The sequence below is a fragment of the Dongia sp. P2_B8 genome (genome assembly GCF_056404715.1).
Genome location: NZ_JBFUDM010000007.1, coordinates 15,281 through 38,870, shown reverse-complemented (window position 1 = coordinate 38,870; position 23,590 = coordinate 15,281). Strand labels below are relative to the sequence as shown.

Annotated in this window: 26 protein-coding genes; 12 read left to right on the top strand and 14 right to left on the bottom strand. The window is 63.5% G+C overall.

Features of this window, described 5'->3' with window-relative positions:
• The first annotated feature begins 276 nt into the window (after window positions 1-276).
• The 3 genes from AC1DWZ_RS18700 to AC1DWZ_RS18690 all read left to right on the top strand — a co-directional run bounded on the left by AC1DWZ_RS18700 (window position 277) and on the right by AC1DWZ_RS18690 (window position 2,532).
• On the top strand, window positions 277-1,332 hold the full coding sequence (locus tag AC1DWZ_RS18700; protein WP_477170456.1) for an NAD(P)-dependent alcohol dehydrogenase: 1,056 nt from the start codon (window positions 277-279) through the stop codon (window positions 1,330-1,332).
• 116 nt (window positions 1,333-1,448) lie between these two features.
• Entirely contained in the window at window positions 1,449-2,132 is a 684-nt protein-coding gene (locus AC1DWZ_RS18695) for a type 1 glutamine amidotransferase domain-containing protein (protein WP_477170455.1), read from the top strand.
• Between the two features lie 100 nt (window positions 2,133-2,232).
• Complete coding sequence (locus AC1DWZ_RS18690; protein ID WP_477170454.1) at window positions 2,233-2,532, top strand: putative quinol monooxygenase; 300 nt, start codon at window positions 2,233-2,235, stop codon at window positions 2,530-2,532.
• A 28-nt stretch (window positions 2,533-2,560) separates the two neighbouring features.
• Here the strand turns inward: AC1DWZ_RS18690 and guaA are convergent, their stop codons facing one another.
• The 3 genes from guaA to AC1DWZ_RS18675 form a co-directional block, all read right to left on the bottom strand.
• A complete protein-coding gene (gene guaA, locus AC1DWZ_RS18685) occupies window positions 2,561-4,108 on the bottom strand; it encodes a glutamine-hydrolyzing GMP synthase (protein WP_477170453.1) in 1,548 nt (515 codons plus the stop codon).
• Window positions 4,109-4,197: 89 nt separating this feature from the next.
• Entirely contained in the window at window positions 4,198-4,755 is a 558-nt protein-coding gene (locus tag AC1DWZ_RS18680) for a GNAT family N-acetyltransferase (protein ID WP_477170452.1), read from the bottom strand.
• Window positions 4,752-5,540 carry a class I SAM-dependent methyltransferase gene (locus tag AC1DWZ_RS18675; protein WP_477170451.1) on the bottom strand — a complete coding sequence of 263 codons (789 nt, stop codon included), beginning with the start codon at window positions 5,538-5,540 and terminating at the stop codon, window positions 4,752-4,754. The genes AC1DWZ_RS18680 and AC1DWZ_RS18675 overlap by 4 nt, the downstream gene beginning before the upstream one ends.
• A gap of 52 nt (window positions 5,541-5,592) precedes the next feature.
• Between AC1DWZ_RS18675 and AC1DWZ_RS18670 the strand changes: the two genes are divergently transcribed.
• From AC1DWZ_RS18670 to AC1DWZ_RS18660, 3 genes are all read left to right on the top strand, one after another.
• Window positions 5,593-6,930: a UbiH/UbiF/VisC/COQ6 family ubiquinone biosynthesis hydroxylase gene (locus AC1DWZ_RS18670; RefSeq protein ID WP_477170450.1), complete on the top strand. Its 1,338-nt coding sequence runs from the start codon at window positions 5,593-5,595 to the stop codon at window positions 6,928-6,930.
• A gap of 18 nt (window positions 6,931-6,948) precedes the next feature.
• The gene (locus AC1DWZ_RS18665) at window positions 6,949-7,608 is read left to right on the top strand and encodes an HAD family hydrolase (RefSeq protein WP_477170449.1); all 660 of its coding nucleotides are present in this window, start codon (window positions 6,949-6,951) and stop codon (window positions 7,606-7,608) included.
• Between the two features lie 134 nt (window positions 7,609-7,742).
• A complete protein-coding gene (locus AC1DWZ_RS18660) occupies window positions 7,743-8,141 on the top strand; it encodes a DoxX family protein (RefSeq protein WP_477170448.1) in 399 nt (132 codons plus the stop codon).
• A 44-nt stretch (window positions 8,142-8,185) separates the two neighbouring features.
• Here the strand turns inward: AC1DWZ_RS18660 and AC1DWZ_RS18655 are convergent, their stop codons facing one another.
• From AC1DWZ_RS18655 to AC1DWZ_RS18645, 3 genes are all read right to left on the bottom strand, one after another.
• Window positions 8,186-8,674, bottom strand: a complete 489-nt coding sequence (locus AC1DWZ_RS18655) for an NUDIX domain-containing protein (protein ID WP_477170447.1) — start codon at window positions 8,672-8,674, stop codon at window positions 8,186-8,188.
• Between the two features lie 169 nt (window positions 8,675-8,843).
• On the bottom strand, window positions 8,844-9,431 hold the full coding sequence (locus tag AC1DWZ_RS18650) for an ActR/PrrA/RegA family redox response regulator transcription factor (protein ID WP_477170446.1): 588 nt from the start codon (window positions 9,429-9,431) through the stop codon (window positions 8,844-8,846).
• Between the two features lie 20 nt (window positions 9,432-9,451).
• Window positions 9,452-10,876, bottom strand: a complete 1,425-nt coding sequence (locus AC1DWZ_RS18645) for an ActS/PrrB/RegB family redox-sensitive histidine kinase (protein ID WP_477170445.1) — start codon at window positions 10,874-10,876, stop codon at window positions 9,452-9,454.
• Window positions 10,877-11,013: 137 nt separating this feature from the next.
• Between AC1DWZ_RS18645 and AC1DWZ_RS18640 the strand changes: the two genes are divergently transcribed.
• Both AC1DWZ_RS18640 and AC1DWZ_RS18635 read left to right on the top strand, forming a co-directional pair.
• Window positions 11,014-11,793 (top strand): ABC transporter ATP-binding protein, encoded by a 780-nt coding sequence (locus tag AC1DWZ_RS18640; RefSeq protein WP_477170444.1) that lies wholly within the window; start codon window positions 11,014-11,016, stop codon window positions 11,791-11,793.
• A 175-nt stretch (window positions 11,794-11,968) separates the two neighbouring features.
• Complete coding sequence (locus tag AC1DWZ_RS18635; protein WP_477170443.1) at window positions 11,969-12,769, top strand: ABC transporter permease; 801 nt, start codon at window positions 11,969-11,971, stop codon at window positions 12,767-12,769.
• Here AC1DWZ_RS18635 and AC1DWZ_RS18630 read toward each other — a convergent pair.
• The 4 genes from AC1DWZ_RS18630 to cobT all read right to left on the bottom strand — a co-directional run bounded on the left by AC1DWZ_RS18630 (window position 12,717) and on the right by cobT (window position 16,766).
• Window positions 12,717-14,048 carry a sensor histidine kinase gene (locus AC1DWZ_RS18630; RefSeq protein ID WP_477170442.1) on the bottom strand — a complete coding sequence of 444 codons (1,332 nt, stop codon included), beginning with the start codon at window positions 14,046-14,048 and terminating at the stop codon, window positions 12,717-12,719. The two genes, AC1DWZ_RS18635 and AC1DWZ_RS18630, sit on opposite strands and share 53 nt — an antisense overlap.
• An 87-nt stretch (window positions 14,049-14,135) precedes the next feature.
• On the bottom strand, window positions 14,136-14,429 hold the full coding sequence (locus AC1DWZ_RS18625) for a hypothetical protein (RefSeq protein WP_477170441.1): 294 nt from the start codon (window positions 14,427-14,429) through the stop codon (window positions 14,136-14,138).
• Entirely contained in the window at window positions 14,422-15,603 is a 1,182-nt protein-coding gene (locus tag AC1DWZ_RS18620) for a DNA glycosylase AlkZ-like family protein (protein ID WP_477170440.1), read from the bottom strand. The genes AC1DWZ_RS18625 and AC1DWZ_RS18620 overlap by 8 nt, the downstream gene beginning before the upstream one ends.
• Window positions 15,604-15,740: 137 nt before the next feature.
• Window positions 15,741-16,766 (bottom strand): nicotinate-nucleotide--dimethylbenzimidazole phosphoribosyltransferase, encoded by a 1,026-nt coding sequence (gene cobT / locus AC1DWZ_RS18615; RefSeq protein WP_477170439.1) that lies wholly within the window; start codon window positions 16,764-16,766, stop codon window positions 15,741-15,743.
• Window positions 16,767-17,049: 283 nt separating this feature from the next.
• On the opposite strand from cobT, the gene cobS reads away from it, so the two are divergent.
• Both cobS and AC1DWZ_RS18605 read left to right on the top strand, forming a co-directional pair.
• Entirely contained in the window at window positions 17,050-17,922 is an 873-nt protein-coding gene (gene cobS, locus AC1DWZ_RS18610; RefSeq protein ID WP_477170438.1) for an adenosylcobinamide-GDP ribazoletransferase, read from the top strand.
• A gap of 16 nt (window positions 17,923-17,938) precedes the next feature.
• On the top strand, window positions 17,939-18,562 hold the full coding sequence (locus tag AC1DWZ_RS18605) for a histidine phosphatase family protein (RefSeq protein ID WP_477170437.1): 624 nt from the start codon (window positions 17,939-17,941) through the stop codon (window positions 18,560-18,562).
• 123 nt (window positions 18,563-18,685) lie between these two features.
• On the opposite strand, the gene AC1DWZ_RS18600 is transcribed toward AC1DWZ_RS18605, so the two are convergent.
• Window positions 18,686-19,108, bottom strand: a complete 423-nt coding sequence (locus tag AC1DWZ_RS18600) for a VOC family protein (RefSeq protein WP_477170436.1) — start codon at window positions 19,106-19,108, stop codon at window positions 18,686-18,688.
• Window positions 19,109-19,181: 73 nt separating this feature from the next.
• Window positions 19,182-19,601 carry a DUF1810 domain-containing protein gene (locus AC1DWZ_RS18595; protein WP_477170435.1) on the bottom strand — a complete coding sequence of 140 codons (420 nt, stop codon included), beginning with the start codon at window positions 19,599-19,601 and terminating at the stop codon, window positions 19,182-19,184.
• A 195-nt stretch (window positions 19,602-19,796) separates the two neighbouring features.
• On the opposite strand from AC1DWZ_RS18595, the gene AC1DWZ_RS18590 reads away from it, so the two are divergent.
• Entirely contained in the window at window positions 19,797-20,753 is a 957-nt protein-coding gene (locus AC1DWZ_RS18590; protein WP_477170434.1) for a methylated-DNA--[protein]-cysteine S-methyltransferase, read from the top strand.
• A gap of 66 nt (window positions 20,754-20,819) precedes the next feature.
• Window positions 20,820-21,632 carry a M48 family metallopeptidase gene (locus AC1DWZ_RS18585; protein WP_477170433.1) on the top strand — a complete coding sequence of 271 codons (813 nt, stop codon included), beginning with the start codon at window positions 20,820-20,822 and terminating at the stop codon, window positions 21,630-21,632.
• 166 nt (window positions 21,633-21,798) lie between these two features.
• Here AC1DWZ_RS18585 and AC1DWZ_RS18580 read toward each other — a convergent pair whose 3' ends face one another.
• Window positions 21,799-22,776, bottom strand: a complete 978-nt coding sequence (locus AC1DWZ_RS18580) for an L-threonylcarbamoyladenylate synthase (protein WP_477170432.1) — start codon at window positions 22,774-22,776, stop codon at window positions 21,799-21,801.
• 16 nt (window positions 22,777-22,792) lie between these two features.
• Complete coding sequence (cysQ, locus tag AC1DWZ_RS18575; RefSeq protein ID WP_477170431.1) at window positions 22,793-23,566, bottom strand: 3'(2'),5'-bisphosphate nucleotidase CysQ; 774 nt, start codon at window positions 23,564-23,566, stop codon at window positions 22,793-22,795.
• Between the last annotated feature and the right edge of the window lie 24 nt (window positions 23,567-23,590).

Here is a 23,590-nt window from a genome sequence, read left to right as displayed (position 1 = left end):
TGTCGGGCTCAGCCTCTCCAGGTAATTTTGATCCTCTTTTTACCTCGTTTAACCACCCATGGGCCGCCTCCGATGATACGTAAGCCCTGAGCCACGATGGCGAGAACGCAGGTTCGGGCATGCCGGCGGCAAGTATCCGGCGATAGAAATACTCGTTTTTTTTGGCCTGACCGCTCAGGGGGCTGGGCTGAGAGCGGCTGAACAGAATATCGCCGTGGCAGAGGCGGCCGTGGCGGCCGGCAATGAAGCAAGAGCCATCAAGGAAAGGAGAAGCACATGAAAGCCGCGCGCATACTCGAATATCACAAACCGCTTGTCCTTGAAGACATTCCGGTTCCCGATATTCAGGCGGACGAGGTGCTTGTCAAGGTGGCGGCGTGCGGGATGTGCCGATCCGATGTGCTCCTGGTTGACGGATTTTTCCAGAACTATGGCGATATCCCGCCGCCGGTCATCCCGGGCCACGAGATCACCGGCACGATCGAGAAGATCGGCAGCGTCGTTCCAAAAGCCGCAAGCCTGCAGGAAGGTGACCATGTGGTGGTCGCGCCCGGATGGGGTGACGGCGTATGTCGCCATTGCCAGGTCGGCAACACGCACATCTGCCCCAATGTACGCTGGCCTGGCTTCGGTACCTATGGCGGGTTCGCGGAGTATATCCCCGTTCCAGCACGTTACGTGATCAAGGTAGCGAAGCACCTGAAATTCGAGGAGCTCGCCCCACTCACCGATGCAGGGTTGACGCCCTATCGCGGCCTCAAGAAGATCCGCGACGCTGGCGGGCTCGGCCCGGACCGAGTGATCGGCGTGTTCGGCGTCGGCGGCCTCGGCGCTTACGCGGTCCAATATGCCAAGTTGCTCGGCGCTGGTGCGACCGTCGTCGCGTTCGCCCGCAATCCGGACAAGCTTGCCGTCGCAAAGAAATATGGCGCCGACCACACCATCGATATCAAGGGCAAGTCCGCGAGCGATATCGGCAAGGAGCTCAAGAAGGCGACCGGACAGAACAAGCTCGATGCGATCATCGATTGCGCTGGGGCGACGGAGATGATGCAGCTAGGTTTTGCTCTGCTGGCGATCAGCGGACACTATGCCGATGTCGGTTTCGTCGGCGATCGCATCGACGTCCCGCTGTTCCCGCGGGTGTCGGGCGAGCAAACGTTCCATGGCTCCTTCTGGGGAAACAATGCGGACCTCAGCGAAGTCATGGCCCTCGCCGCCGAGGGCAAGATCCAGCACACCATCAAGACCATTGGTTTCGGGCAGATCAACGAATTTCTGGATCTCATGAGAGGCAACGAAATCGTCGGCAGAGCCGTGGTGAAGTTTTGACAATGCAAAACCGGAACGAGACCAGATTGCTGCCGCAGCAGGTCGCCCGTGTAGGACCTGACGGCTCAGATATGCCGAAACCCTGAACGCATCATCATACAATCAAGGAGCAAGCCGTGACCCAACATGTCCTGTTCATCGTCACTAACGCATCCGTGATCGGTCCGCACAATCGCAAGACCGGCTTCTTTTTCGCCGAGATCGCTCATCCTTTCGAGGTACTCGACAAGGCAGGGATCGCGGTAGAGTTCGCGTCTCCCGCCGGCGGATGGACGCCCTATGACGCGTATGACGAGAATGACCCCGCCCAGAAGGAGTTTTTTGAGAGCAAGGCCTTTCGCCGGTTGAATCATAGCCGAAAGTTGTCCGAAGTGGACGCGGCGGACTACGACGCCATTCTGGTGCCCGGCGGCCTCGGGCCTATGGTCGACATCCAGCGCAATGCAGATGTCCAGAAGGCCGTCGTGCGCGCTTGGACCACGGGGAAGTTCGTGACCGCTGTTTGTCACGGTCCATGCGCGTTGCTCGGCGTCGACCTCGGTGATGGAACGCCCTTCGTGCGCGGCAAGAAGCTCACATCGTTTTCGACAAAGGAAGAGTATGACTACGCCCGCGAAGACGTGCCATACGAACTCGAGGATGCGTTGAGGGCGGAGGGTGCCGAGTATTCCTCTGCAGCCAACTGGCAATCTCACGTCATCGTTGATGGCCGCCTCATCACCGGCCAGAATCCCGCCTCGGCCGGACAGCTGGGGAAAGAGCTGGTCGCTGCCCTCAAACGGGTGGCCGTTCCGGCATGAATTGGTGAGCCGCCGGCTGAAGCATTTCGGGCGTGCGGTATAGAATGGCACGCGCGAGACTTAGCCACTGAGTACTTGTGCATTCCACTGGAGCCTTCGCATGACGCAAGCGTCGTCCAAGATCACTGCCGTGCTGACTGCACATCCCGGTAAGGCCGCTGAGTTGCGAGCACTCCTTGTCGGTATGGCGCCGCATTGTAGAGCCGAGCCCGGAAACCTGCGTTGGGATGTCTGGCAGGACCGGGCACATGGCGAGCGCTACGTGCTGGACGAACTCTACCTGGACAGTGCCGCCGTCGAGGCGCATCGCAAGACGCCGCACTATCAGGACTATTTGGCAAAAGTGCCCGAACTGGCCGAGCGAACGGCGTGGGTGCTGGAGGCGGTGGAGGTCAGGTAACCGGCCAGCATCGCTCGCTGGAGCCCTCTCACTCCCACTCGATCGTTCCCGGCGGCTTTGAGGTGTAGTCGTAGACCACGCGGTTGATGCCCTTGACCTCGTTGACGATGCGTGTGGCAACTCGTCCCAGGAACGCCGGCTCGAACGGATAGAAATCCGCCGTCATGCCGTCGGTCGAGGTGACGGCGCGCAGTGCGCAGACGAAATCATAGGTGCGACCGTCGCCCATGACACCCACCGTGCGCACGGGGAGGAGGACCGCGAAGGCCTGCCAGATCTTTTCATAGAGGCCGGCCTTGTCGATCTCCTCGAGATAGATCGTGTCGGCCTTCCGCAGGATGTCGCATTTCTCGCGGCTCACCGCGCCAGGGATGCGGATGGCAAGGCCCGGGCCCGGGAAGGGATGGCGGCGGATCATCTTTTCCGGCAGGCCCAGCTCGCGGCCGAGCAGTCTCACCTCATCCTTGAACAATTCGCGCAACGGCTCGACCAGCTTCATGCGCATGCGTTCCGGCAGGCCGCCGACATTGTGGTGGCTCTTGATGGTGACCGACGGGCCGCCGGTGAAGGAGACACTTTCGATGACATCGGGATAGAGCGTGCCCTGCGCCAGGAAATCGGCGCCGCCGATCTTCTTGGCTTCCTCCTCGAACACCTCGATGAACAGGCGCCCGATGGTCTTGCGCTTGGTCTCTGGGTCCGAGACGCCGTCAAGCTGCCCTAAGAACATGTCGGATGCATCCCGGTGCACCAGCGGGATGTTGTAGCTGTCGCGGAACAAGGCCACGACCTGGTCAGCTTCGCCCGCGCGCAGCAGGCCATGATCGACGAAGATGCAGGTCAGCTGATCGCCGATCGCCTGGTGGATGAGGACAGCCGCCACCGCCGAATCAACACCGCCGGACAGGCCGCAGATGACCTTGCCCTTGCCGACCTGCGCGCGGATCTTGGCGATCTCCTGGTCGCGGAAGGCGGCCATGGTCCAGTCGCCCTTGCAGCCGCAGATCTTGTGGACGAAGTTGGAGAGCAGCTTTGCACCATCGGGCGTGTGCGCCACCTCCGGGTGGAACTGCACCGCGTAGCGCTTGTCCTTCACATTGGCGATGGCGGCATAGGGGGCGCCCGAGGAGACCGCGATCACTTCGAAGCCGGCCGGGATGGCAGCGACGCGGTCGCCATGGCTCATCCATACCTGGTAAGATCCGCCCTTGACCCAGACACCCTCGAACAGCGGCACGTCCTTTTGCACCTGAAGCTCGGCGCGGCCGAACTCGCGGTGATCCGATCCCTCGACCCGCCCGCCCAATTGCGCGCACATGGTCTGCTCGCCATAGCAGATGCCAAGGACCGGTAGCTTCGATTCCCAGACATATTCCGGTGCCCGCGGTCCATCGTCGGTCGTCACCGAATGCGGCGAGCCGGAAAGAATGATGCCCTTGGGATCAAACGCCTTGATCCGCGCGGCATCCGCGCTGAACGGGAAGATCTCGCAATAGACCCCAGCCTCGCGCAGACGCCGCGCAATCAACTGCGTCACCTGCGAGCCGAAATCGAGAATAAGAATGCGGTCGGTCATTCGGTCTCCTTACTTACCATTCGAGTGGATGAGAGATGCCCCTCACCCCAGCCCCTCCACCGCCAGGGGCGAGGGGCTTGTTTAATCGTCTACACGCGCGCTCTTTCACAGAGCGGCAAACTGGTTTCGCCCGTCAATCTCGCCAAATCCCGCCAGCCATAGGCGACGTCCGGGATGCCGTCGTCGATGCCGTGCGCGATAATCTCGCCGCCAATGCGTTCGTAGAATTTGCGGTAGGCATTGTCGGCATAGGCCCAGAGCATCAGTGCCGTGCGGCCCTCGGCAGCCCAGGCTGCTGCGGCAGCACCCAGCAGCGCGCGGCCCAATCCCTTGCCTTGCACAGCGGCGCGGCAATGGAGCGAATAGATCTCGCAATCGAAATCCTCAAGGCTGGCGCCGTCGGTGATCTCGTGATCCTTGACCGGGCCACCCAGCACAAAACCGTCAATATCGTCACCGATGCCACCGACCAGGATGAGCTTCTTCTCATCGGCCAGCCACGCATGCCACAGGGCCAAGCGCCGGTCAGGCTGCATCGCGGCCAGCTGATCCGCCGAGATGAAATCGCCATAGGCGAGCTCCCAGCCTTTCAGATGAATCTCCGCGATGATGGGCAGGTCGGCAGCTGTGGCGGTGCGAATCTTCATATCGGCTTGCGCCCCCACAGCGCCACCAGCCGGTGCGGCACGGGAATCGGATCACCGGGAAAATCCCGGGCGAGCAGGGCACCGAGCTCGCCGTCGAACCTCTCCACCTCATCCGGGCCGAGGCTCGCCGAGATCCCGGCCGAGGCACGGATCCGGCCGCGCCAGGCCTCAGGACTATAAGGAATGTCGTAATCGAGCGAGGCGCTCTCGCGGTTGATAAAGCCGCCCTCGATGAGGTCGCGCTGCTGGTCGGCGCTATGGCCCTGCCATCCGCCCAGATGCCAGGACGGATTATGCGCCTCGATCAAAGCCTCGGTGGCAGCCACCACATTGCCGGGGAGCGGCAGCCAGACCAGATTGGCGATGACCAGATGACCGCCGGGTTTGAGGAGCCGCATCGCCTCAGCCATCACCTTTGGCCGGTCAAACCAGTGCCAGCAGGTGCCGGCCGTTACCAGGTCGAAGGCGCCGTCCGCCAGGCCGGTCGCTTCCGCCGGCGCTTGCACGTAGCGAATCGAGACCCCTGCCTCGGCATCGAGACTGCGGGCCGCCTCCATCATGCCGGGCGCCACATCGAGACCGGTCACCGTGCAGCCCCCCAACCGAGTCGAACGCAGGGCAAAGCCCCGCGCCAGATATCCGGTCCCGGTGCCAATATCGAGAATCTGGGTGTTTTCCCGGAGCAGGCCACGTTCAGCCATCCGGTCGTAAAACCAGTCTGGAAAGCCGGCCCGGTGGCGGGCGTAATCCTGGGCGGTCCTATTCCAATCGGGGGCCAGTTTCATGCGGCCTTATAGCCGCTGGACAGGAGCGGCGTAAACCGGGATTGTGCGGCCCATGAGTGCGGCATTGTTAACCTCGATTTCCGGCCCCGAAACCCTCGAAACCGATGTCCTGATCGTCGGCGGCGGCATGGTCGGCATGGCCATGGCGGCGGCCCTGGGCGGTGCCGGGGTCCCGACCGTCCTGGTCGAAGCCGAAAAGCTCCCCGATATGGCCGGCGAGACGTTCGACGGCCGTTCCTCGGCCATCGCCTATGGCTCGCAGCAAGTGCTCCACGGCATCGGAGCCTGGGACTATCTGGCAGCGCATGCCGAGCCGATCCACGACATCCGGGTTTCCGACGGCGGCTGGCAGTTCAAGGCGGCAAGCCCCTTCTTCGTCCATTATCATTTTGCCGACCTGCCACCTGGCTCCGTGCCCGGCATCAAGAACGGCCAGCCGCCCTTCGGCTGGATCATCGAGAACCGCGCCGTGCGCCAGGGGCTTATCCGGCGGCTGCAGGAACTCCCCAGCGTCACGCATCTTGGCGCCATGACCGTGACCGACATCGATTTTGCCAGCAAGAACCGCGAGGCGACCCCCCGCCTCGCAACACTGAGCGACGGGCGGCAGGTCCAGGCGCGCCTCGTGATCGGCGCCGATGGCAGGCAGTCCGCCGTGCGCCGCATGGCCGGCATCGGTGCGCAGGAACTTGGCTACAAGCACAGCGCCATCGTCTGCACCGTCCACCACGAGCTGGCGCATGACGGTGTGGCGCATGAGCATTTCCTGCCCATCGGCCCCTTCGCCATGCTGCCGATGAAGGATGATGTCGATGCCGCAGGTCTTGTGCGCCATCGCTCCTCGATCGTCTGGACCGAGGACCAGCGCATCATTCCGATGCTGCTTTCACTGACCGACGCCGATCTCGGCCGCGAGATCGAGCGCCGCTTTGGGTCAACGCTGGGGCGCATCCTGCCGGTGGGCCCGCGCTTCAACTATCCGCTCAAGATGGTGCTGGCCGATACCTATATCAAAGAGGGATTGGCGCTGACCGGCGATGCCGCCCATGGCATGCATCCCATTGCGGGGCAGGGCTTCAACATGGGTGTCCGCGACGTGGCGGCGCTGGGCGAGGTGCTGGTTGATGCACACCGCCTCGGCCTCGATATCGGCAGCCTTGCCGTCCTCGAAGGCTATGCGCGCTGGCGGCGCTTTGACAATCTGATGATGGTGGCGGTGACCGACGGTCTCACGCGCCTCTTCTCCAACGATCTGCCGCCGGTGCGGCTCCTGCGCGATCTCGGCTTCTTTCTCTTCAACAAGGCAATGCCCTTGAAGCGCGTCGCCATGCGCCATGCCATGGGTGTCGTGGGTGATCTGCCGCGCCTGGTGCGCGGCCAGAAGCTATGACCGGGCAGCTCTAGCGCCATGTTCAAGCCGCGGCTGGTGATCTTCGACTGCGACGGCGTCCTCATCGACAGCGAGCACCTCGCCTGTGTTGCCGAGACGCGCGTGTTCCGCCGCCTCGGCCTCGACATGGCGGACGATTTCATCGTCAGCCATTGCATCGGCTTGAGCTGGACCAGCAGCCTCAAGCTGATCGAGAGCCATTTCAACTGGATTGCGCCGGCCGGCTGTGCCGAGGCGGTTCACGCCGAAACATCCCTTGTGTTCGAAACGGAACTGCAGGCCATCGCCGGCATCAGCGATCTCCTCGACCGTTTGCCCTACCAACGCTGCGTCGCCTCCTCGAGCTCGCCGGAACGGCTGCAGCACAGCTTAGGATTGGCCGGCCTCTATGATCGTCTAACCCCCCATATCTTCAGCGCCACCATGGTCGAGCATGGCAAGCCGGCACCGGACCTGTTCCTTCACGCGGCGCGGGAAATGGGTGTCAAACCCCAGGATTGCGTGGTGATCGAGGACAGCATCGCCGGCGTCACTGCCGCCAAGGCGGCCGGCATGCCGGCGATCGGCTTCATCGGCGGCAGCCATGCAAGGCCCGACCTGCCTGCCCGCCTGCATACAGCCGGCGCCAGCAGCGTGGTCGGCGACATGAAAGAAGTCGCAGCTTTATTAGGGGTTTAGGTGCACCCAATTCGGCCCACCTTGGCAGCGTCGGAGTCGTTCACCTATGGTCGTCTGAGCCCGCCTGTCGGCGGTTGCCAGCACGCGGCTGATCTGGGCCGCCTGTCTCAACGAACGACAAAGGGGATTGTCCAATGGCACTTCGCGACAAACTCGGCCCATATGAGGGGCGTGTCCTGAGCATCCTGCGCATCGTCGCGGGTCTCGTTTTCATGGTTCACGGTCTTGGCAAGCATCTCGGTGTGCCCGATCTCGGCATGGTGTTCGACGCCGGTTCGCCGCCCTGGATCGCCGGCTGGGTCGAGCTCATCTGCGGTGCGCTGATCTGCATCGGCCTCTTCACGCGGCCGGCTGCGTTCCTCGCCTCCGGCACCATGGCCGTCGCCTATTTCATGGTGCATGCGCCGCAGAGCCTCTATCCGGCCGTCAACGGCGGCGATGCCGCCATCCTCTATTGCTTCGTGTTCTTCTATTTCATCTTCGCCGGCCCCGGGCCGTGGAGCGTGGATGCGAAGCTGGGCAAGGATCACTAAGACCACATGGTCGTCCCTTCCCCTTCAGGGGGAGGGACGTTCCCTCACACCAACTGAAAAACGCCGGTCGTCTTGAAGCGCTGATAGGCGGCAAGGCTCGCCCGTGTGGCCGGCATGCAATCCTCCGGCAAGCTCTCCTCTGTGAACCAGCCAAACTCCAGGGATTCGGCGGACGCAACCGGCACGACTCCGGCCGGCCAGTCGGCACAGAACAGCATCACGAAGAACTGGCAGCGATGCCCGTTGGGAAAGGTGATGGTCTTGGTGGCGGGATCCGAGGCAAAGCCATAGGGGATCAGCGTGTCGATGAGGACGCCGGTCTCTTCCTGCATCTCGCGGCGTATGAGGGTGGCGATATCCTCACCCGGCTCCGGATTGCCGCCAGGGATTCCCCAGATGCCGAAATCACTGCGCCGTTCCAGCAGGAAGCGGCCGTCTTTATCCACGAACAAACAGCTGGCGCCGGGCAACAACAGCAGGTCATTGCCGACCTTCTGCCGCAGTTTGCCCACATAGCTCTCAGCGAAACTCATGAACGCGCTGCCTTTGCCGAGCATGCAACCCGAACCTCATCGTCATCCCCGGACGAAGACCCGGGGATCCACTGGTGCAGTTGAGAGTGTGGATGCCCGGCCATTCTCGATTCAAGAGTGGGCCCGGGCATGAGGCGTGGGGGAAGAGTGCGGACCAAGAGACAAAACCTCACGCCCTGGGCGCATATTTCGCCAGGATGCGCTGCAGGGTGCGCCGATGCATGCGCAGGCGCCGGGCGGTTTCCGAGACGTTGCGGTCGCATTGTTCATAGACGCGCTGGATATGCTCCCAGCGCACGCGGTCGGCGGTCATCGGCTGTTCGGGCGGTGGCGGCAGCGCATCACGATGCTCCAGCAACGCCGCTTCGACCTGATCGGCATCGGCGGGTTTGGGCAGATAATCGATGGCGCCGGATTTGATGGCGGCGACGGCGGTCGCGATATTGCCATAGCCGGTCAGGATGACGACGCGGCAATCGGGGCGGCTCTTCTTGATCTCCGGCACGACGTCGAGGCCGCTGCCATCGGCGAGGCGCAAATCCACCACGGCATAGCGCGGCGGATGCGCCTTGGCAGCCGCGATCCCGGCATCGACGCTTTCGGCCTGGGTCACCTGGAAGCCGCGCTTTTCCAGCGCCATCGCCAGGCGCTGGCGATAGGGCGCATCGTCGTCGATGATCAGCAGCGTCTTTTCGCCACCCGTCACCCCAACCGTTGCCGCGGCTTTGTCGGCAGCTTTATCTGGCGTCTCGTTCATTGCCTCTGTCCCTTATTCCTTTACGCCGCGTCGCTCATCAGGGCGCCGCGCGGCCAAACCACTTTCACTTCGGCACCGCCGAAATCGTTGTTGCTGAACTGGACGTTGCCACCCGACCGCTCCAACAAATTCTGGGCGATGAAAATGCCCAGCCCCATATGATCCCCTTCGCGACGATTGGTGGCGCGGCTCCTGTTCTGGCGCTGCTGCGATGAGCCGCCGCCGCGCCCCACCAGCTTGCCACCATACCGGCCGAGTGCTGCCGAAATATAGGGATCGCCCAGCCGGTCGAGAAGGTCGGGCGGAAAGCCGATCCCGTCATCGGTGATGGTGACGCTGAGTTCCTGCTTCGTCCAATGGATGGCGACCTGCACCTCTTCCTTGGCGAATTCGATGGCGTTCTGCAACAAATTCCCCAATCCGTGCATGATTTCGGGCCGGCGGGGCATCAAGGGCGGGTCCTGTTCGCCTTCGCTGCCCTGGGCTTCGATGCGGAGTGCGACCGATGGGCGCAGGAAGGGTTCCGCCGCCACCTCGACCAGCAGGGGGGCGGGCAGGACATGAAAATGGTCCTTTGAGGATTGCTCCGGCCGGGCCGCGATCTCCGCGAGGATAAGGCGACAGCGGTCGGCCTGGCTCAGCAGCAATTCGGCATCCGGGCGGTAAGGCGAGTCGGGGGCCAAGTCGCGGGTCAGCTCTTTGGCGATGAGCGAGATGGTGCCCAAGGGTGAGCCTAGCTCATGGGCGGCGGCGGCGGCCAAGGCACCCACCGACGAGATGCGCTGCTCCCGGTCGAGTGCCGATTGCACCGCCATCAGCGCATCGGCGACACGGCGTGATTCCTCGGCAATCTGGAACACATAGATTGAAATGAAGACGGCTGCGAGACCCAGTGCGATGGCCAGGCCAAAGACGAAGATCGGCGGCAGATCGAAGCGCACCTGCGGCCAGGGCAGGGGCAGATGGAAGAGCGCCAGGATATTGATGCAGGTGATGGCAAGTGCGGTAAGGCCCAGTGTGCTGCGAAAGCTCAAGGCCGCGGCCGAAACGGTGACGGGCGCCAGCAGCAGCAGCGAGAAGGGATTGTGGAGACCGCCGGTCAGCGCCAGCAGCACAGTGAGCTGCACCATGTCGAAGGCGAAATAGAGCGCCGATTCGCGGTCGGTGAGGCGCGCATTGGATTTGCGCCTGAGTTGCGGCACGAGGGTCGCCACCGCGAGTGCTGCCACCACCAGGATCGCAGGCGCGAGCGGGATGGGATAGCCGAGGAACAGGTTGACGAAGAACAGCGATCCGGCCTGGCCCACCACCGCCACCCAGCGGATGGCGAGCAGTGTCCGCAGGCGCACGCGACCGCGCTGCGACCGGCGGCCGCCGGCGAATCTACCTGACTCGCTGCCGCCGGAATCGGGATTTACCATGGGATCTGAAATAACCTCACTCATAGCGGGGTATCAAAGGCGTCCTCTCGCCGATTTGCAACCCGCCTATTTTACACAAGTGGCCGGAATGGGCTATCAAGAGGCAAGTGATCCCGTGTCTTCATGCACGTTTCCCCAAGTCTTCCGAGTCCATGCCCCACATGAATGCCATCGCCGGTGCCATCATCCGCGTCGAACAGCTGGAAAAGCATTTCGGTACGGTGAAAGCCGTCGATGGGTTGAGCTTCACGGTCGAAGCCGGCCGCACGGTGGCGTTGCTGGGTGGCAACGGCGCCGGCAAGACCACCACCATCTCCATGCTCCTCGGGCTGCTCATTCCGACCAATGGGCACATCGCGCTCTTTGATCTCGACATCGCCAGGCACCGCCACCGCGTGCTGGGGCGGATGAATTTCTCCTCGCCCTATGTCGATTTGCCGCACCGCCTGTCGGCGCGCGAGAACCTCATCATCTTTGCCAAGCTCTATGGCATCAAGGACGTCGCCGGCCGCATCAAGGAGGTGGCGAAGGCACTCGATCTCGACGGGCTGCTGGATCGCCGGACCGGCTCCCTTTCCGCGGGGCAGAAGACGCGCGTGGCCTTGGCCAAGGCACTCCTCAACCGTCCGGAACTCCTGCTGCTTGACGAACCTACGGCCTCGCTCGATCCCGACACGGCCGATTGGGTGCGCCGATATCTCGAGAACTATCAGCGCGAGGAGGGGGCTGCGATCCTGCTCGCCTCCCACAATATGGGCGAGGTCGAGCGCCTCGCCGACGAGGTCCTGATGATGCGCAAAGGCAAGATCGTCGACCGCGGCACGCCCGACGACCTCATCTACCGCTTCGGCCGCCAGAACCTCGAAGAAGTGTTCCTGGATATCGCGCGGGACCGGCGTGTCGGTGATGTGCCGGAATCTGTATCTGGGGTGGCGTCGTGATGCTCGCCATGTATGCTCAGTCGCTCCCCCTCACCCCGACCCTCTCCCGCGAGGGGAGAGGGAGTTTTCACCGCGCCGCGGCACTAGCCTGCCCAAACTTGCCGATAGCCCCTCTCCCCTCGCGGGAGAGGGGTTGGGGTGAGGGGGCGTCTGCAACCGCTCAAGTCGGTGCCGCATGACCACCATCTCCCTCAACCGCGTCGGGGCCATGTGCCAGCGGCATTTCTACGTCATGCGCCGCTCATGGCCGCGCCTGGTCGAGATGGCCTATTGGCCGACCATGCAGATGGTGATCTGGGGATTCCTCTCGCAGTTTCTTGCGACCAACAGCTCCTATATCGCCGGTGCGTTCGGCGTGCTGCTGGCCGGCGTCATGCTGTGGGACGTGCTGTTCCGCGGCCAGCTCGGTTTCTCCCTCTCATTCCTCGAGGAGCTCTGGTCGCGCAATCTTGCCAATCTCTATTGCTCGCCGCTGACACCGCTCGAACATATCCTGGCACTCCTGTGCATGGCCTTCATCCGGGCGGCGATCGGTGTCCTGCCGGCGATGCTGCTTGCCATCCCATTCTATGATTTCTCGATCTTCACGCTGGGCGTCCCGCTGCTCGCCTTCTTCTTCAACCTGCTGTTCATGGGCTGCGCGCTGGGCCTGCTGGTGACGGCGATGATCCTGCGCTTTGGCCTCGCGGCCGAAAACATGGCCTGGTTCCTCGTGTTCCTGCTGGCGCCCTTTTCCTGCGTCTATTACCCGATCACGGTGCTCCCTGGCTGGGCGCAGATGATTGCCTACGCCCTGCCTTCGACCCATGTGTTCGAAGGCATGCGCGCCGCCCTCTTCGACGGCATCTTTCGCTGGGATCATTTCGCGGCGGCGGTGGGCCTCAACGCCATCCTTTGCCTCTTGGGCATCGGGATCTATCTCTTCAGCTTTGCGCGGGCGCGCAAGCTGGGTCTGCTGCTGCAGGTCGGCGAGTAACCCCTGGCAAAGCATCTGGGGCCAAGCGCGCGTCCGGCGCCAGGGTCATGATGGCAACGGTGCCCACACCTGGCGTCGATTGCAGCCGCAGCTCACCACCATGGAGCGCCATGATCTGGCGTGAGAGGGGGAGGCCGAGGCCGGTTCCGTCATTCTTGCGGTTGAGATGATTCTCGACCTGCACAAAGGGTTCGAACACCCGCTCCAGATCTTCCGGCTTGATGCCGATGCCATGGTCTTCGACCTCGATCACCGGCGATCCGGCAAGATCGCGATGGGCACGCAAGATGACCACCGCATTGTTCGGTGAGAATTTAATGGCGTTGGAGAGAAGATTGATCACCACCTGGCGCAGGCGCCTTTCATCCGCGGTGATGGACAAAGGCGGCATCGGTGCCAGCTCCAGCCTGATGTCGCGCGCCGCCGCCTGGCCGCGTGCAACACCGAGTGCCGATTGCAGCATGCCGTTGAGGTCGACTTCATGCGGATTGAGCGTCAGCGCACCCGCCTCAAGCTTGGAATAATCCAGGATGTCGTTGATGAGGCTGAGCAGATGCTGCCCGCTGCCCCTGATGTCGCCGATATAATCGCCCAACTGCGGCGCATCGCGCCCCGATCCCGGCAGGCCGAGGAGCAGTTCGGAAAAGCCGATGATGGCGTTGAGCGGCGTCCGGAGTTCATGGCTCATGGTGGCAAGGAACCGGGCGCGGGAGCTCGCGGCGAACTCGGCCGCATGCCGCGCCTCGTCCAACTGCTGCAGCCGGCGCTGATTCTGCTCGACAGTAAGCTCAAGGAGCTTCGCCATGGTGCCGATGCCGAGGAACCGGCCGCCCCTAGTCACCAGGAAGCCGGACTGGATCGCCTCCGGATGCGCTGAGGTGATGAGATGCTTGATCTCATCCAGCGGTGTTTCCGCGTCGACCACCAAGGGCTGGCGGTTCATCAGCGCCTGGATCGAGCGCTTGAAATAGACATCGAACCACAAAGGCTGCGCAAAGACCGACAGCAGCCGGTCGCGCTCGACGGCGCCATAGACCACGCCCTCAGAATCGGTAACGGCCAGCAGAGGCAGCGCGCTGTTGCTGCGGAAGAGCTCCAGCACCTTGGCGCCAGTCGTTTCCGGTCCGATGGTCGGGGCGTCGGAGGCAAGGTCGCGCGCCGTCAGCGTGAAGGCGCGCACCTTCAGCGGCAGTTCCGGTACCGCGATGTCCGCGGGGCGCAGCTCAGCTTCGCTACGTTCCTGCGGCTCCGGCTTCATATCCACCTTCGTCTGCAACATGGGCCGGGTTGTGCCACGGCATGTGTGACAGGCGGATGACGGGCTAGGGAAATAATCACATCGGAGGGTGAGGTCGGAAAGATTCCGTCAATCGCAGCAGGCGTTCTTGGACGCCGGATCGCCCAGTTTTTCGACCAGGGATGCGTGCGATTGCGTCTGAATTGCAGCAGATTTAGGGGGCATCAGGTCGAGCGGTCCGGCGCTGTTCGCCCCCTCGAATTGCCCGTCGCGGCGCCAATGACAAGGCCCCACCATCGGCACCAAGCCGCTGATCCGACCGCTCACCGGATCGACCGAGGTGATGGCGACATCGCGCCGGTCGCGGGTGCGGAGGGTCTGGCCCGGCACTGCCAACGACGCGATGTCGACGACCTCAGCCATCGATCTTGCCCGTGAGGCCCGCGCGCAAGGCCTTGGGCACACCTCGGTTGCCGGTGATACGCGCGCAGCCGGCGATGCGGGCGAAGCGGTGGATGGCGGCGCGCAAGGATGCGACCGGCACGTCGGCATAAAGATCGAGCCCGGTGATGCGCCAATCGTCGCCTTCCTTCTTGCCGTCGACCAGCCCCACCGCTTTATCGCGATAGAGGATCGGCATGGCGAAATAGAAGCGCCTCTGCGCTTCCGGCGTATAGGCCTCGAACTTGTAGGTGAAGCCGAAGAGTTCGGTGAAGCGCCGCCTGCTGAACATCAGATTGTCGAGCGGCGGCACCAGGCGGACGGTCTCGTCCTGCGGCTGGAAGCTGGTCTTGAAATGATCGAGATCGGATTTCAAGGCGAGATAGCGGTGATGCGTGTCGCCTTCCAGCGCCTCGATCCAATCGATGAGCTGGTGGTCGAGCGCATCTTCAATGAGCTTGCGCGCAACAGGCAGGCCACCGCCGCGCCAGGTGCCGACATGGTGCGAGACGCGCTCGGCCAATTGCTGCGGCGTCGCGATCTTCAGCACCGAGAGCGCCGAGTGGACGAAGAATTCCTTATGCCTGGCGCGGTAGTCGGGGACCGGCACCAGCAGCTCGGGCGCCACGCGTTCGGTGAGGTCGAACAGGCGGTGGAAGTTCTTGCTGCGTCCGCTGATCTGCACCTGGCCGGTGTGATAGAGATATTCCAGCGCCCGCGTCGTCGCCTTGATGGTGTTGAAGCCGCCGATGACGCGCTCGCTTTCGAGATCCGCCGGCGACACCGGGCCATTGTCGGCGATGTGCTGCTTCACCTTGCGCATCATCGGGCGCATTTCCTTGAGGCGCTCCTGATTGACCGCCTTGGCAAAGTCCTTGAGAAAGAAGGGCACCCAATCGCGCCGTGTGGCAAACAGCGGGTAGTGCGTCTCCAGCATCGCGCGATCGCGGTAATAGAGCTCGTAGAGCTGGGTGATGGGCGCATCGGTGCGTGAGATCCAGGCGATCTCGTGATTGCGCAAGCCGGTCGAGCGGATGCTGTCGATCTGCATCATGCCAAGGCCGACTGCGCGTTTGGCGGCCTCCGCCGCGGGCCAGAGGGCACCGCGCAACCCCAGGCGGTCGAGCAGGAAAGCGCGGGCGAGATCTTGGCTCATGAGATGCGCTTTACCCTCTTTAAACTCGTCATGCCCGGGCCCACTCTAGTGAATCCAGAATGGCCGGGCATCCGCGCCTTCAACTGCCGCAGTGGATCCCCGGGTCTTCGCCCGGGGATGACGGTCAGAAGAAACGCTTACCCCTTATCGCTCACGCCAGCTTCGGCAAACGTCGCCATGCCGCTGTGGCAGAGAGCTGCTGCGCGCAGAATCGGAATGCACAGCGCAGCGCCGGAAGCCTCGCCCAGACGCATGCCGAAATCAAGCAGCGGCTTTTTAGCAATTTTCTCCAACAACCGCTTGTGACCGGGCTCGGCCGAGCAGTGCGCCACGACGCAATGATCGAGCGCGCCGGCGTCGAGCTTGAGGAGGATCGAGGCTGCAACCGTGGTGGCAAAACCGTCGAGCAGCACGGGAACGCGCGCAACCCGCGCGGCGATGACGGCACCGGTGATGGCTGCCAGTTCATGCCCGCCAAGGCAGGAGAGGATCGCCAGCGGATCGTTGAAGCTGGCTCTGTGCTTGGCAAGACCCAGGTCGATCACCTCGGCCTTGCGCGAGAGCTGTGCACCGTGGACGCCGGTACCGGGCCCGGCCCAATCCGTGCCGGTCCCGCCGAACAAGGCTGCAGCCATCGCGGATGCCGATGTGGTGTTGGCGATGCCCATCTCGCCCAGGCACAAAAGATCGACGCCGGGTTCCACCGCCATCATGCCATAGGCCATGGCCTTCGATGTTTCCGCTTCAGAAAGCGCCGGCGCCTGCGTGAAATCCTGCGTCGGTTGATCGAGTGACATTTCATAGACGCGCAGGTCCGCATCGGCGTTCTTGCACAGCTGGTTCACGGCGGCGCCGCCATGGGTGAAATTCAAGACCATCTGCCGCGTCACTTCCGCCGGAAAGGCGGAAACGCCGAGGGCAGCGACACCATGATTGCCGGCAAAGACGGCGACGCGCGGATGGTTGATGGCGGGTGGCGCCTTGCCCTGCCAGGTGGCAAGCCAGGCAGCCAGTTCCTCCAGCCGGCCGAGGGCGCCTGCGGGTTTGGTCAATTGGCCTTCGCGCGCACTGGTTTCCTTGGCCGCCTCAAGATCCGGGCCCGGAAACTCCGACACAATGCGCCGCATTTCGGCAAAACTGGCAATCGCTTGGTTGTCCAACATCACGCCCTACTCCAAAATCGACCCGGGACGCCTGTGGCGTCGCCGATGCCTGATGAATTCCACTCGTCCTATAGCCTGGGGTCCGCTTCCGCGCCACTGCCCCCCTGGGCGCCATTCCCTGGGCGCCATTCCCTGGGCGCCATTCCCTGGGCGCCATTCCCTGGGCGCCATTCCCTGGGCGCCACAGTCTGGGCGCCACTGCTTGCCAGCGGCGCCCGAATGCCTCACATATCAACCAGCCCTAACCCAAGCGATCCCCCGCGTGATCCCCCGAGAGTGATCCATGAGCGAAGCCAACCAGCCCCCGCCCAATGACGAGCCCGCTGAAGGTGCGGGAAACGGGGCCGATTCCGGACCTTCGCACGGCCAAACCACGGCCAACCCGCAACCCCATCCAGGTCCGCGCAGCAATCCGTTCGGGGATTGGGTGCGCGATTTCTGGCTCGCTTTGGGCTTTTTCACGCGACTGCCGGTCAAATCCGTGACCGGGAGCCTGGGCGAAGCCGCCCGCGCCTTCCCCCTGGCCGGCCTGGTGGTCGGCCTGATCGGCGCCTTGGTCTATTTTGTGGCCATGGAGATCGGCCTCTCTGGTCTGCTGGCGGCATTGCTTGCTGTGGCTGCGACCGGCATCGTGACCGGCGCCCTTCACGAAGACGGCTGGGCCGATGTCTGCGACGCGCTGGGCGCCCGGGGCGGGGTGGAAAAGCGCCTGGAAATCCTGCGAGACAGCCGGCTTGGTTCCTATGGTGGCCTCGCCCTCATTTTCTCGACCTCAATCAAGGTCGCGGCCATCGCCAATCTGGGTGCGCCGGAACTGGTGGCAGGCGCCATGGTCGCGTCCCATACCCTGGCGCGCGGTGTCCTGCCGCTGGTGATGGCACGCATGACCCTCGCGCGCAGCAATGGCCTTGCCGTCGATGCCGGGCGGCCCAGCCAGGCCGCTGCCAATTGGTCGCTCACCATCGCCCTGCTGATCGCGGTGGTGGCGGTGGCGCCCATCGCGGCGCTGGTGGCGCTCCTTGCGGCACTCGCCGCCACCTGGCTCGTCGCCAAGCTGGCGCAGAAGAAGTTCGGCGGCTATACCGGCGACGTGCTGGGCGCTGTCGAGCAGGTGGCGGAGATGGCGATCCTCATCAACCTCGTCACCCTGACGTAAAGTTTCGACCCGACCCATGGACCACACTGAAACCAGAATCTGGCTGGTGCGCCACGCGCCGGTGATCGGCAGCCTGGGCCGCATCTATGGCCAGGACGATCTCGAGGCCGATTGTTCCGACGAACCGGCCTTCCAGGCCCTGGCGGGGTTCCTGCCGGTGGCACCGGTCTGGGTGGCGACACAGTTGAAGCGCACGCATCAGACCCTGGCCGCCGTCCATCGCGGCCGCGGGCTGGACCCCATCCTGCCGCAGATCGAAAACGATCTGGTGGAACAGCATTTCGGCGATTGGCAGGGCCTCACCTATGCCGAACTCGATGCCAGCCGCGATGGCGCCTATCACCGCTTCTGGCATGCGCCGGCGACGGAACGGCCGCCCAATGGCGAAAGCTTTGCCGATGTGGTGGACCGGGTCGAAAAGGCGCTGCTGCGCCTGACGCTGGCGCACGCCGGCAAGGACATTGTCGTGGTGGCCCATGGCGGCTCGATCCGTGCGGCGCTGGCTGCCGCCCTCAACATCGAACCGGAACGCGCACTCGGTTTCTCGGTGGATAATCTCTCGGTCACACGCCTCGATCACATCGAAGGCAAAAGCTTCGGCGCCGCCTGGCGGGTGGCGTTTGTGAATAGAAGGCTGTAGGTCGGTCCCCGCTTGTCATGGTCCGCGAAGGCGGACCATCCACGAGTTTGTCGGCGACCGAAAAAAGCAACTCGTGGATCCTCCGCCTTCGCGGAGGATGACAACTAGATGGAACGGCGCAGCTCACGCCACCGCGAAAATCTGCGCCGGATCTTCGAACGATTTGAATTCCAGCGCATTGCCGCTGGGGTCGTGGAAGAACATGGTGGCCTGTTCGCCCACTTCGCCCTTGAAGCGCACATGGGGCTCGATCACGAAATCGACCTTCGCTTCCTTCAGCCTCTCAGCAAGGGTATGCCATTCGCTCCAGGGCAGGATGGCGCCGAAATGCCGGACCGGCACATTGTCGCCATCGACCTGGTTGGTGCCGGCGATGGCCGTCTCTTCGGGCTTCAAATGTGCCGAGATCTGGTGGCCGAAGAAATCGAAATCGATCCATTTGACGTCGCGGCGGCCGATCTTGCAGCCAAGCAGGCCCGCATAGAACGCCTCGGCGGCGGCCATGTCATGGATCGGAAACGCAAGGTGAAACGGGGGAAGGGACATGAAGCACAAACTCCCTAGAGCGCTGATCAGGGCATGAGCTTAGCGTGCTGCAGGGCGCAGGACGAGAGGGCAATCACAGCAGCGCCAAAGTGGCGCGGTCCGGTGCGCCGGCGAAGTATTTGTCGAGGGCTGCCTGGAAAATCGTCTTGTCGTCAGCTGCCTTGCTGAACAGCGTCATCGAGGAATGGAATTTGAGATCGTCCGGGCTGCCGAAAATCGCATGGATCGCGGCACCCGGGATGGCATTCACCAGTGCCGTGCATTCAAGAAGATGTGGTCCGAGGACCGGATGCGCGAGATAGGCGCCTGCCTCGGCAAGGTCGGCGATGGCATAAAATTGTGCCGTGCTGCTGCGGCCAAGGCCCTGCAATTGGGGGAAGATGAACCACATCCAATGACTGGTCTTGCGCCCCTGCCGCAATTCAGCGCGCACGGCAGGATAGACCGGCTCCTGGGCATCGACGAAGCGCTGCAGGCGGTCAGGTGAGATCATCGGCATCTTCCTGCGCTCGGGTGAGCTAACTTCATGTAAACAGCCAATTTCCCGGCACCGCAAGCCCCGGATAGCGAGGTCGGCCGCAGGGGCCTATCTGTTGAGCTTATCGCCCCCGACGTGTTGGGCTTATCGCTCTCCAAATAGTTGGGCTTATCGCCCGGGGGCGCGACCAGCTAGGATGGTGCAACAATCATGATGCTGAACCCGACCATGCCCCTTCGGAAACCCGGCTCCGCCAAGACGCATAAGATCCAGGCCAAGGTTCCAGCCAGCGTCACCGAAATCGTGCGCCGGGCGGCAGCCTATATCGCAGCCCGCCAGGAAGGCGAGGCGGACGGGCCGATCACGCTTGAGGAACTCGGCAGCCATTGCGGCCTGTCCCCCTGGCATCTGCAGCGTCAGTTCAAACGCGTGATGGGTGTGAGCCCGCGCGAATACGAGGAAAGCCTGCGCCTTAAGCGTTTCAAGAAGGGCCTGCGCAGCGGCGCCGGGGTCGCGGCAGCCACGTTCGATGCCGGCTTCGGCTCGTCGAGCCGCGTCTATGAACGCTCGGACGCCGCCCTCGGCATGACGCCGGCCAGCTATGCCAGCGGCGGCAAGGGGGCCGACATCCGCTTTGCCCTGGCGCCCTGCGCGCTGGGGCGCGTGCTGGTGGCGGCCACGAGTAAGGGCCTGTGCCGGGTCGAGATGGGCGACGATGAAGCGGCCCTCATCGAGGATCTTGCCGTTGAGTTCCCTCGCGCCGACCGGATCGAACGGGACGATAGGGCGCTGGGGTCCTATATCGCCGAGATCCTGCGCCGGATCGCCGGCCAGGCGCCCAAGGCCGATTTGCCGCTCGACATCCGGATGACGGCTTTCCAGCGCCAGGTCTGGGCGGCGCTGTCGCGGATTCCCACCGGGGAAACCAGCACCTATGGCGCGGTCGCGGCGGCCATCGGCCAGCCAACGGCCGCCCGGGCGGTCGGCAATACCTGCGGCCGCAATCCGGTCGCCATTGCCATCCCCTGTCACCGAGTTTTGCGTAACGATGGGGCAATTGGCGGTTACGCCTGGGGTTCTGAACGAAAACAGGCTCTTATTAGGGCGGAATCCGCTTCGTTAACGACGCATAGCCGCCCTGCTGGCAAAAAAAGAGTAACCGGTTGAAAGGGACCGGGAGGGGGCCGTAAAGTGGTCGCCAGGGGATTTTGGGTAACCCTGGGGATATGTGGATTGTTTTTGACCACCATGCGGAAAGTAGCGAAAAATCTGGCAAAACCTGCCACTGCCGCCTTGGCCAAGGCGATCGAAAAGGCGCGCCCGAAGCGCCGCCGGATGTCTGAGGCAACCGACATCCACATGCTCAATTTTGCAACGCGCAAGGTGCCGCTCGTGTTCAAGCAGAACAAGCGCGCGCAACGCATCATCCTGCGGCTCGATCATGGCAATTCGTCGATCATCGTGGTGCTGCCGAAACGCACTTCGCGCGATGAAGGCAAGCGATTTGCGTTAAGCAACAAGGATTGGATCGAGCAGCGTCTCGACCAATTGCACGAACCGGTGCCGTTCCTCCACAACGCCGTCATTCCTATTCTCGGAACGCCACATCGCATCCGCCACAAGCCCAATGCGCGCGGTGTCGTGTGGTGCGAGTCCGAGGAGATCAATGTCGCGGGACATGAGGAACACGTCCCGCGCCGTGTCCAGGATTGGCTGAAGATCGAGGCCAAGCGCGAGATCGAACTGCGCGCCCATGCCAAGGCCGAGGCGATCGGCAAGAAGATCAAGAAGATCACCATCCGCGACACGAAGAGCCGCTGGGGCTCCTGTACCAGCGAGGGTGAGCTGGCCTTCTCCTGGCGCCTGATCTTCGCCCCGCGCCATGTCATGGATTACGTCATCGCCCACGAGGTCGCCCATCTGCGCGAAATGAACCATGGGCCGAAATTCTGGAAACTGTGCAGCGAGATCTGCCGCTCCGTCGAACCCGCCCGCCTCTGGTTGGAAAACCACGGCACCGATCTTTACCGGTACGGGCGGTTCTGAGCTCAGCCTGATTGGCGACAGCCATCGCTTACCCCCTCTCCCTAACCCTCCCCCACGTTGGGGGGAGGGAACTAGAGCGAGTATGGTCGCGATATTGAGAACACCCTTGCTGGAATCCCCTCCCCCCAACGTGGGGGAGGGTTAGGGAGAGGGGGCCTTCTCCGCACTATCTCGGTGCCGCCGCTCTTGTCAGGCGGTCGTTGATGGCGATGCCCAATCCCACTGCTGGTACCGGCATCACGGCGATGCCAGTGACATCCGGCCGGTCCAGGGCGCGCAGCATCGCAAATAGGTTGGCGGCGGCCTCCTTGAGGTTGCCGGTCGTACTCAGATTAAGCATGACCTTGGCCTGTGGTGCGTTCGGCCCGAAGGCCAGCAGCGCTTCGCCGGGTGCGGCCGACGTGGCATTGAGCCGCACCGGCCGGTCCGGCGCATAATGGCTGAGCAAGCGTCCCGGGCTGAGCAACGGGGCGCCATGGAGGCCTCCATCGACATCACCCACCTGGGGTGCCACCTCGATCTTGCGGCCAAGGGCAGCTTCCATTTCCTCCACAGAGATACCGCCTGGGCGCAGCAGCGACGGTGTGTCATCGAGCAGGCTGATGACGGTGGATTCGACGCCGATGCTGCAGGGGCCGCCGTCGAGGATCATGGCGACCTTGTCGCCCAACCCCTCTTCGACATGCTGTGCCGTCGTCGGGCTGATGCGTCCCGACGGATTGGCGCTGGGGCCGGCCAGCGGCCGTTCGCTCAGCATGAGGAGTGCCTGCGCGGTCGGATGGGCCGGCACGCGCAGCGCCACACTGTCCATGCCGGCACTGACCAGTAGCGACAGGCGGCATTTGGGACGCCGCGGCACGACGAGGGTGAGCGGGCCTGGCCAGAACTTCCGCGCAAGGGCCACGGCTTCCGGCGACAGGTCGCCATAATCGGCAGCGGCCGATAGGCTGCCGACATGGACGATGAGCGGGTTGAAGCTGGGGCGCCCCTTGGCCTCATAGATCGACGCCACGGCCTGGTCGTTGGTGGCATCGCCGCCCAGGCCATAGACGGTCTCGGTCGGGAAGCTCACCAGCTCGCCTCGCTGCAGCGCCTTTGCTGCCGCAGTGATGTGCTGGAGATCCGCCGGCACGATCTTCGACATCGTCAGCGCCCCCGTTTCAACGTTGGCCGCGCGCGATGAAATGCGGGTTACGGAAGCCGGGCTTGCCATAGGCGAGTGCGGTGCCGTCGAGATTTGTGACAGTGCCGCCGGCAGCGAGCAGGACCGCATGCCCCGCTGCGGTATCCCATTCCATGGTCGGGCCGAAGCGCGGATAAAGATCGGCAACTCCCTCGGCGATGCGGCAGAATTTCAGCGAGGAACCGGCGACCATGGTGCCGGCGACATGCTCGCCCAGCATCTCCGCCTTCACTACTTCACGGGCAGCATGGGATCGGCTGATGGTCATGGTGGCGCCGGCCGCCGGCAGCGGCCGCGCCCGGATCGTCTCCGGCGCACCGCGGCCGCGACGGCGGATCGCCAAATCGCCATGCCCCGCATACATTTCATCGAGCACCGGCAGGTAGACGATGCCCAGCACCGGCTGGCCATTTTCGATGAGCGCGATGTTGACGGTGAACTCGCCATTGCGGGCGATGAATTCCTTGGTGCCGTCCAGCGGGTCGACCAGGAAGAAGCGTGGCCCGATCGAGGGCGGCAGGCCATCGGCCGCCGCCTGTTCTTCGGCCACCACCGGCACCTCCGGCGCACGCACCTTGAGCGCCGCCAGGATCAATTTCTCGGCGGCGACATCGGCAGCCGTCACCGGCGAGCTGTCCGTCTTCCGGGTCGTGGCGAAATCGCTGGCATAGATCTCCAGGATCGCCTGTCCGGCCACATAGGCGGCGTCGATCAGCGCATCGCGCAAGGTTGTCAGGGTATCGGCACTCATCGGTGGCAAGGCTTTCGCAGGGTC